This is a genomic window from Rickettsia endosymbiont of Culicoides newsteadi (assembly GCF_002259525.1).
Classification (GTDB): Bacteria; Pseudomonadota; Alphaproteobacteria; order Rickettsiales; family Rickettsiaceae; genus Tisiphia.
Map to the genome: position 1 here is coordinate 1 of NZ_MWZE01000062.1, position 6,820 is coordinate 6,820.

Sequence of the window (6,820 nt, forward strand, 5' to 3'; positions counted from 1 at the left end):
TAATTTGGAGCAGCTGAAAACTATTTTTCAGCTGACTCCGTACAAGTAAAGCATATTTCGCTTCACTCGTCCATACCATCATTCCTGCTTCGGTGCGGAATCTATTATACCTCATGGCATTTTTAGTTCCCTGCCTTCGCAGGGATGACAACCATTGTCCTATATTTTATTCAAATCTGCAAAAAACTTGATTATCGAGTAAAAGTTGATTAGAAATGGATTGCTTCGTCGACCTTACGGTCTCCTCGCAATGACATTTGGGGTGCATATACGTCATTGCGAGACCATGTAATGGTCGAAGCAATCCAATCTTTAACCAGTTAAGCTAAATCATTGTCATCAGAATCAGAATTATCACCAGTTATAGGTACAATATCCAAAGTATTATCCAAAATTTGCAATATCTGCTCGGTTATATTAGATACAGCTTTTTCTTCTGATAATTCTTTATCGCATATCTCAATAGTAGATTCTTGTTTTTCCGAAATATCTGTTATGATAATCTTTTCCATAGATTCTTGGTAAATAGGATTTTCTACGAATTGCTTAAAACCAAGGAAAGTAAATAACACCTCTTTTTTAATTGAAGGTTTGTCTGTTTCTGGTATTTCGCTAAAAAAAGCATTAAAATCTTCTTTCTGTACATTATTCAGACACCCTTTAGTTGCTGCTATCCAAGTTTTGAAAGACTCATTAATATCAGAATTACCATAATTACTGTTTAGTACTACTTGGAGTTTAGTTTTCAGTGCATCAAAGGCTGTTATAAACTTGTCTGTATCAGGTTTGCTGTGTTCGTCTAGATAGATATACGCTTTGTGTTTTGTCTCCTCCCTGTCGTTGCTGGAATCAGAAAGATTTTTGCTCTGTATTTGATACTGTTCGATCAGCTGATAAGCAGCACAAAAATACTGAGCCAACTCCAATACGCTAGATTTTTTGATTTCCTCTACTGACTTTTTCTCAAACTTTGCTCGGTATTTTCTAAAGGGGCTAAAAATTCCTCGCATTTTTGTGTTTCTGCTTCTGTGTTGATAATTTTTTCCAAAATTGCTTGGTAATCAGGAGGCTTTAATAATTGCTCATAACGAAGAACAGCAGTAAACAGCTTGTCTCCAATTGAAGAATTAACATCTGATATTTTTTCAAAGGAAGATAAAAGTGTTTCTGACTGTAAGGAATTCAGACTACTTTTTATATCTTCTGCCCAATAAGTAAATGGGACGCTAGGAGCAGTTTCATATGATGTTAACAATTTTAAAGTCTTAATTTTGAGTTCACCAAAAGCTGTTATGAACTTGTCTATGTTAGATTCAGTGTGTTCGTCTAGATAGCTATAAGCTTTCTGTTGTTCTTCCTCACTGCTTTGGGGATCAGAAAATTTCTCGCTCTGTTTTTGATGTTTTATGATAAGCAAATAATCATTACAAAAATACTTAGCCAACTCTAATATGCTAGATTCTTTGATTTCCTCTACTGACTTTTCCTCAAATTCTGCTCGGACATTTTCTAAATATGCTAAAAATTCTTCATGTTTTTTTCTTTCTGCTTCTGTTGTTTCATCACTTATTAAAGAAGCATTATCTTGATTCTTAGACATGGGTTACTCTCCATTTTAAAATTTATAATATGATTATTGATTTATTAATTATCGCAAACAACCTCCTAATAAGTAAAGTTTAGTTACCAATTTCGCTACTGTCAATTGGATTTTTTTGTTAATAGAATACTTGACTAAATTAGTAGGATATTATAAGATATATGCTATAATGGTGGAGTCGTTTGTATGCAATTAACTACAAAAGGGCGATATGCGGTGATGGCAATCTTAGAAATTGCATCACAAATGTCGGATACGCCTGTTACCTTGGCTGAAATTTCAGCAAAACAACATATACCGGTTAATTATTTGGAGCAAATTTTTGCAAAACTGAAGAAAGCTAACATAGTTAGATCAGCTAAAGGTCGAAAAGGTGGTTATATCATTAATAAAAAATTAGATAAAATCAGGATTACTAATATTATTGATGCGGTAGATGAGAATATCGAAATGACCAGATGTTTAGGGAAATCTGGAAATAGTTGTGTACCTAATAAAGTGCAATGTAACGCCCATCATTTATGGTTGGGTTTAAGTCGGCATATAAGGGATTATTTTGATACTATTTCGATAGCTGATATGCTTTAGGTATACTTGACTTCCTATATTAACTAATATAAAAATTATTTTTTTACAACTTTTGTATTAGTGGGCTGAAAATTTATGTTATATTTAGATCATAATGCTACTACTAACATTCATCCTAAGGTTAAAGAGCTGATGGAGAATTTGATGATAGAGACCTATTATAATCCGTCTTCTATTCATACAAAGGGGCGTTATGCTCGAAGTTTAGTAGAAATAGCTAGGCAGCAGGTTGCGAAATCTGTTGGAGCTGATATAAATTCTAGGGAATATCAGGTAATTTTTACTTCCTCTGGTACAGAGAGTAATAATTTGCTGATGAATAATTATTACGATGGAGAAATTTTTGTTTCTAGTATAGAGCATTTATCGATCTTTGATCACACTAAATATCGGGATAATATTAAAATTATCCGCGTTGATAGTGATGGCATTGTTGATATTGAACATTTAGAGCAATTATTATCAACTAGTCAAGCTAGTAAAAAGCTAGTCTCTGTGATGTTGGCTAATAATGAAAGTGGTGTTGTACAAAACATACAGCAGCTAGTTAAAATTGCCCAAAAATATGGAGCGGTATTTCATAGTGATTGCGTGCAAGCAGTTGGCAAAATACCGGTCAATATTAAAGAACTAGCTGTTGATTTTGCTACTATATCAGCTCACAAATTAGGAGGAATGCAGGGTAGTAGTGCGTTGATTGTTAAGGCAGGAAATACGCTTAAAGCGATGATGATTGGCGGAGGGCAAGAGAGGAATATTCGCTCAGGTACAGAAAATGTGCTGGCAATTGCCTCGTTCGGGCTTGCATCATCAATAGTTACTAATGAGCTAGCAGATAGATATAATAAAATGAAGAAATTACAAACATATTTGGAGCAGAATTTACTTAACTATAAAAATGTTAAAATAGTGTCAAAGAATGTTGAAAGACTACCTAATACTACCTTGATGATTGTGCCAGAAACTGATGCACAAACTAAGTTGATAGCTTTTGATTTAAGGGGTATAGCGGTGAGTTCCGGCTCTGCCTGTTCATCAGGAAAAGTTGGCAAGTCACATGTGTTATCTTCTATGGGGGTTAGTGAGGAAGATGCTAGGTCTTCGATTAGAATCAGTTTCGATTATCAACAAACTATTGAAGATGTTGTGACATTTATTAAAGCGTTTGAAGAAGTATACTCAAATGGATAAATTAGAAAAATTAAGACAACAAGTAAAATTAACTGGTAAATCGCTACCAATTTATATGGATTATCAATCAACAACCCCTATGGATCCAAGGGCTCTAGAATGTATGTTGCCGTATTTTACTACTAAATTTGGTAATCCGCACTCTAGGAGTCATTCCTTTGGTTGGGAAGCTGAAGAAGCTGTAGAAATGTCAAGAGAGAAAGTGGCAAGGCTTATTGGTGCTGATTCTAAAGAAATTGTTTTTACTTCTGGTGCTACTGAATCTAACAATTTAGCGATAAAAGGTATTGCTAAATTCTATGGTAGTAAGAAAAATCACATAATAACAGTGATAAGTGAACATAAATGCGTTTTAGATGCTTGTCGGCATTTAGAAAATGAAGGATTTAAGGTAACATATTTGCCAATTCAGGCAAATGGCTTGATTGATTTACAGCAATTAAGAAATGCCATAACCGACCAAACTATGCTGGTATCGGTGATGGCGGTAAATAATGAAATCGGTGTTATTCAGCCAATTAAAGAAATTGGCAAAATTTGTCGGGAATTAGGCGTATTCTTTCACTCAGATATTGCCCAAGGATATGGTAAAATCCCCATAGATGTTAATGATTGTAACATTGATTTGGCAAGTATTTCTGGGCATAAAATTTATGGTCCCAAAGGTATTGGAGCTTTATATGTAAGAAAAAAACCTAGGATACGATTAGTGCCAATTTTAAATGGTGGTGGACAGGAAAGAGGTATGCGTTCTGGAACTCTCCCAACTCCTTTAATTGTTGGACTCGGGGCAGCAGCTGAATTAGCTCTATCGGAAATGTCGCAAGATGCTAAACTAGTAGAAGAGCTTTTTGATAGATTTTATAATAATATTACTAAACAAATTGCTGATGTCTATTTAAACGGTGATATGCATAAGAGATATAAGGGAAATTTAAATTTAAGTTTTGCTTATGTCGAAGGGGAGTCAATGATATTGGCTATTAAGGATTTAGCCGTTTCATCTGGTTCAGCTTGTACCTCATCTTCACTGGAGCCATCATATGTGTTAAGAGCTATGGGGGTTGACGAAGAAATGGCACATACATCGATTAGGTTTGGTATTGGTAGATTTACCACTAAAGAAGAAATAGATTATGCTGTAGAGTTAATAAAGTCAAAAATTAACAAGTTAAGAGAACTGAGTCCTCTTTGGGAGATGGTTCAAGAAGGTGTTAATTTAAAACAAATTAAGTGGGCGGTACACTAGACTCCCTACATAAGGCAATCTAGGAGGCTGTCTGCAATAGACCTCTTTCAAAACTCTACTTCTGCTGGTAATTTGTACGTCGATGCGGTACTCGAATCCTCACGTACGCTAGAGTACGCTGCGGTTCTGCGTTCCGCGTCTCCTTCAAATTCCTCAGCATAAGCGAGTTTTGAAAGAGGTCTAATAACTAAAGTAATGATTTTTTTGGATTGCCACGACCACTACGTGTTCTCGCTAATAGATGTGGGTAAGGTGAATATATAAGTAAATTTTATTATGACTCTAGACAAGCCAAAACATGATGAAATCTTTCGCAAATCTATGGAGAATCCCATAGTTGCTAAAGAATTTTTGGCAACTCATTTGCCGAAGGATGTGTTGGCTTTAATCGATAGCACATCTTTAAAATTAGAAAAAGATAGTTTTATTGAGCCAGACCTTTCTGAAACTATTTCTGATGTATTATTTTCTGTTAAGTTTAATGATCAGGATGGCTATATTTTTTTGCTATTGGAACATCAAAGTACTGTTGATAAAATGATGGCATTTAGGTTATTTAAATATATGATTAATATTTGTGATCGATATTTAACTACTAATCCTAAAGCTAAACGCCTTCCAGTAATTTATCCCCTAATAATTTATAATGGCAAGAAGAAATATAACGCATCGCTCAATATATGGAATTTATTTAGCCATCCAGATTTAGCCAGAGGCTTTTGGACAAATGATTGTCAGCTTATTAACGTACATGACATCCCCGATGAAGAACTCAAGAAAAAAATATGGTCTGGGATTTTGTTATTTTTCCTTAAGCACATCCACGAACGTCAATTACTGAAAAGATGGCAAGAAATCTCTTATCTCTTGCCTAAATTGAGTAAAATAACAATAGGTCATGACCACATAAGAAATCTATTGAGCTATACTTTGACCTTTATTGAGCAAAGTGATAAAATAGAGTTAGAAAAAATATTAAAAAATAGTTTAACTAAAGAAAAAGGAGAAGAACTTATGCCTAGTATAGCTCAAGTATGGAAAGAAGAAGGGATTCAAATCGGAGTGCAAGATGGTATTAAAATCGGAGTACAGGATGGTATTAGAATCGGAGAAGCTAAATTAATAAAAATGATGATAAATAATGGTAGCTCTATTGAAGAAATAGCGAGAATTACTGGACTATCTATTACTAAAATCAATGAATTACTGAAAGTACAGTAAACTGGCACTTATTAGCAAGGCATTACTTTAGTAGCGACTGAAGCCAAAGGTAGAGTCGAAGGTAAAACCGAAGCAATGAAAGCTATAGCAAAAACTATGCTACTTAAACATAAGGCAGAGCAAATCGAGAGAGTAAAATGACTGACCCTCGAATTGTTAGGCTCTGTCATTTTTGAATTTATAATTGCTGAGACTAGTTTGAATTATGGAGCAGTTTGAAGCCTATTCGTTATTATTTACCGATAGTTTAGTAGGTAATTTAGTTATAAGTTTAGATAGTGAACTAATTGTTCATTCTATGAAAATGTTTGGTGTTTATAATAATTTAATAATAGTGGTGGTAGCAACTATTGCTTCATTAGTTGCTACTAGTATAAATTATTTTTTTGGTATAATGTTATGGAGAATTTTTTATTTTTCTAAAAATACCCAGATTCATACTAATCAGCAATTATTATCTCAGTTTTTTTTTAAATATAACATATTGATATTATGGCTTATATTCATACCATTATGGGGAAAATTCATTCCTTTAATTGCCGGCTTTACTAAAATAAATTTTATAAGGGTTTTAGCTATTAGTGGTGTTATAAAATTATGCTATTATATAGTCAGTTGATGAGAAGTTGGTGACGTTATAAATCCGATTAGTATTTAGCCTCAGTTATAAGCTCTGCAAAAAACTTGATTATCGAGTATAACAGAAAAACAAGGTAAAATTATGAAAATAAATAAAACTAGTTTAGAACTATTTCAAAATAATCTGATAATAATTACTATTTTTTTAGTAATTATATTTATAATTCTTGTTTCTTGCAAAAGTTATAAAGATCAAGAAAATTTAATTATTCCTGGGAATGGGAATTTACAAGTTGAGAATGTAAATTACGTCAATTCGGGATAAGGGATAAGAAAAAATAAAGGAGATATAGGAGTTGCAAGGAGTTAATGCCTGTGATAAATGTTTTTTT

General features: G+C 33.4%; 8 protein-coding genes. 6 read left to right on the forward strand and 2 right to left on the reverse strand.

From position 1 onward, the window contains the following. Positions 1 to 320 precede the first annotated feature (320 nt). Complete coding sequence (locus tag RiCNE_RS04885) at positions 321 to 1,010, reverse strand: hypothetical protein (RefSeq protein ID WP_094649484.1); 690 nt, start codon at positions 1,008 to 1,010, stop codon at positions 321 to 323. Beyond that, positions 950 to 1,600 carry a hypothetical protein gene (locus RiCNE_RS04890; RefSeq protein ID WP_094649485.1) on the reverse strand — a complete coding sequence of 217 codons (651 nt, stop codon included), beginning with the start codon at positions 1,598 to 1,600 and terminating at the stop codon, positions 950 to 952. The genes RiCNE_RS04885 and RiCNE_RS04890 overlap by 61 nt, the downstream gene beginning before the upstream one ends. Positions 1,601 to 1,786: 186 nt before the next feature. Here RiCNE_RS04890 and RiCNE_RS04895 point away from each other — a divergent pair, with 186 nt between their 5' ends. The 6 genes from RiCNE_RS04895 to RiCNE_RS04925 all read left to right on the forward strand — a co-directional run bounded on the left by RiCNE_RS04895 (position 1,787) and on the right by RiCNE_RS04925 (position 6,753). Then, on the forward strand, positions 1,787 to 2,188 hold the full coding sequence (locus tag RiCNE_RS04895; RefSeq protein WP_094649486.1) for an Rrf2 family transcriptional regulator: 402 nt from the start codon (positions 1,787 to 1,789) through the stop codon (positions 2,186 to 2,188). Positions 2,189 to 2,263: 75 nt separating this feature from the next. Beyond that, complete coding sequence (locus tag RiCNE_RS04900) at positions 2,264 to 3,379, forward strand: cysteine desulfurase family protein (RefSeq protein ID WP_094649487.1); 1,116 nt, start codon at positions 2,264 to 2,266, stop codon at positions 3,377 to 3,379. Then, on the forward strand, positions 3,372 to 4,628 hold the full coding sequence (locus RiCNE_RS04905) for an IscS subfamily cysteine desulfurase (protein WP_094649488.1): 1,257 nt from the start codon (positions 3,372 to 3,374) through the stop codon (positions 4,626 to 4,628). Before RiCNE_RS04900 ends, RiCNE_RS04905 begins: the two co-directional genes overlap by 8 nt. 276 nt (positions 4,629 to 4,904) lie before the next feature. After that, complete coding sequence (locus RiCNE_RS04915; RefSeq protein ID WP_094649489.1) at positions 4,905 to 5,849, forward strand: Rpn family recombination-promoting nuclease/putative transposase; 945 nt, start codon at positions 4,905 to 4,907, stop codon at positions 5,847 to 5,849. A gap of 205 nt (positions 5,850 to 6,054) precedes the next feature. Beyond that, positions 6,055 to 6,468 carry a YqaA family protein gene (locus RiCNE_RS04920; RefSeq protein WP_094649490.1) on the forward strand — a complete coding sequence of 138 codons (414 nt, stop codon included), beginning with the start codon at positions 6,055 to 6,057 and terminating at the stop codon, positions 6,466 to 6,468. Between the two features lie 102 nt (positions 6,469 to 6,570). Then, positions 6,571 to 6,753 carry a hypothetical protein gene (locus RiCNE_RS04925; protein ID WP_094649491.1) on the forward strand — a complete coding sequence of 61 codons (183 nt, stop codon included), beginning with the start codon at positions 6,571 to 6,573 and terminating at the stop codon, positions 6,751 to 6,753. Positions 6,754 to 6,820 lie beyond the last annotated feature (67 nt).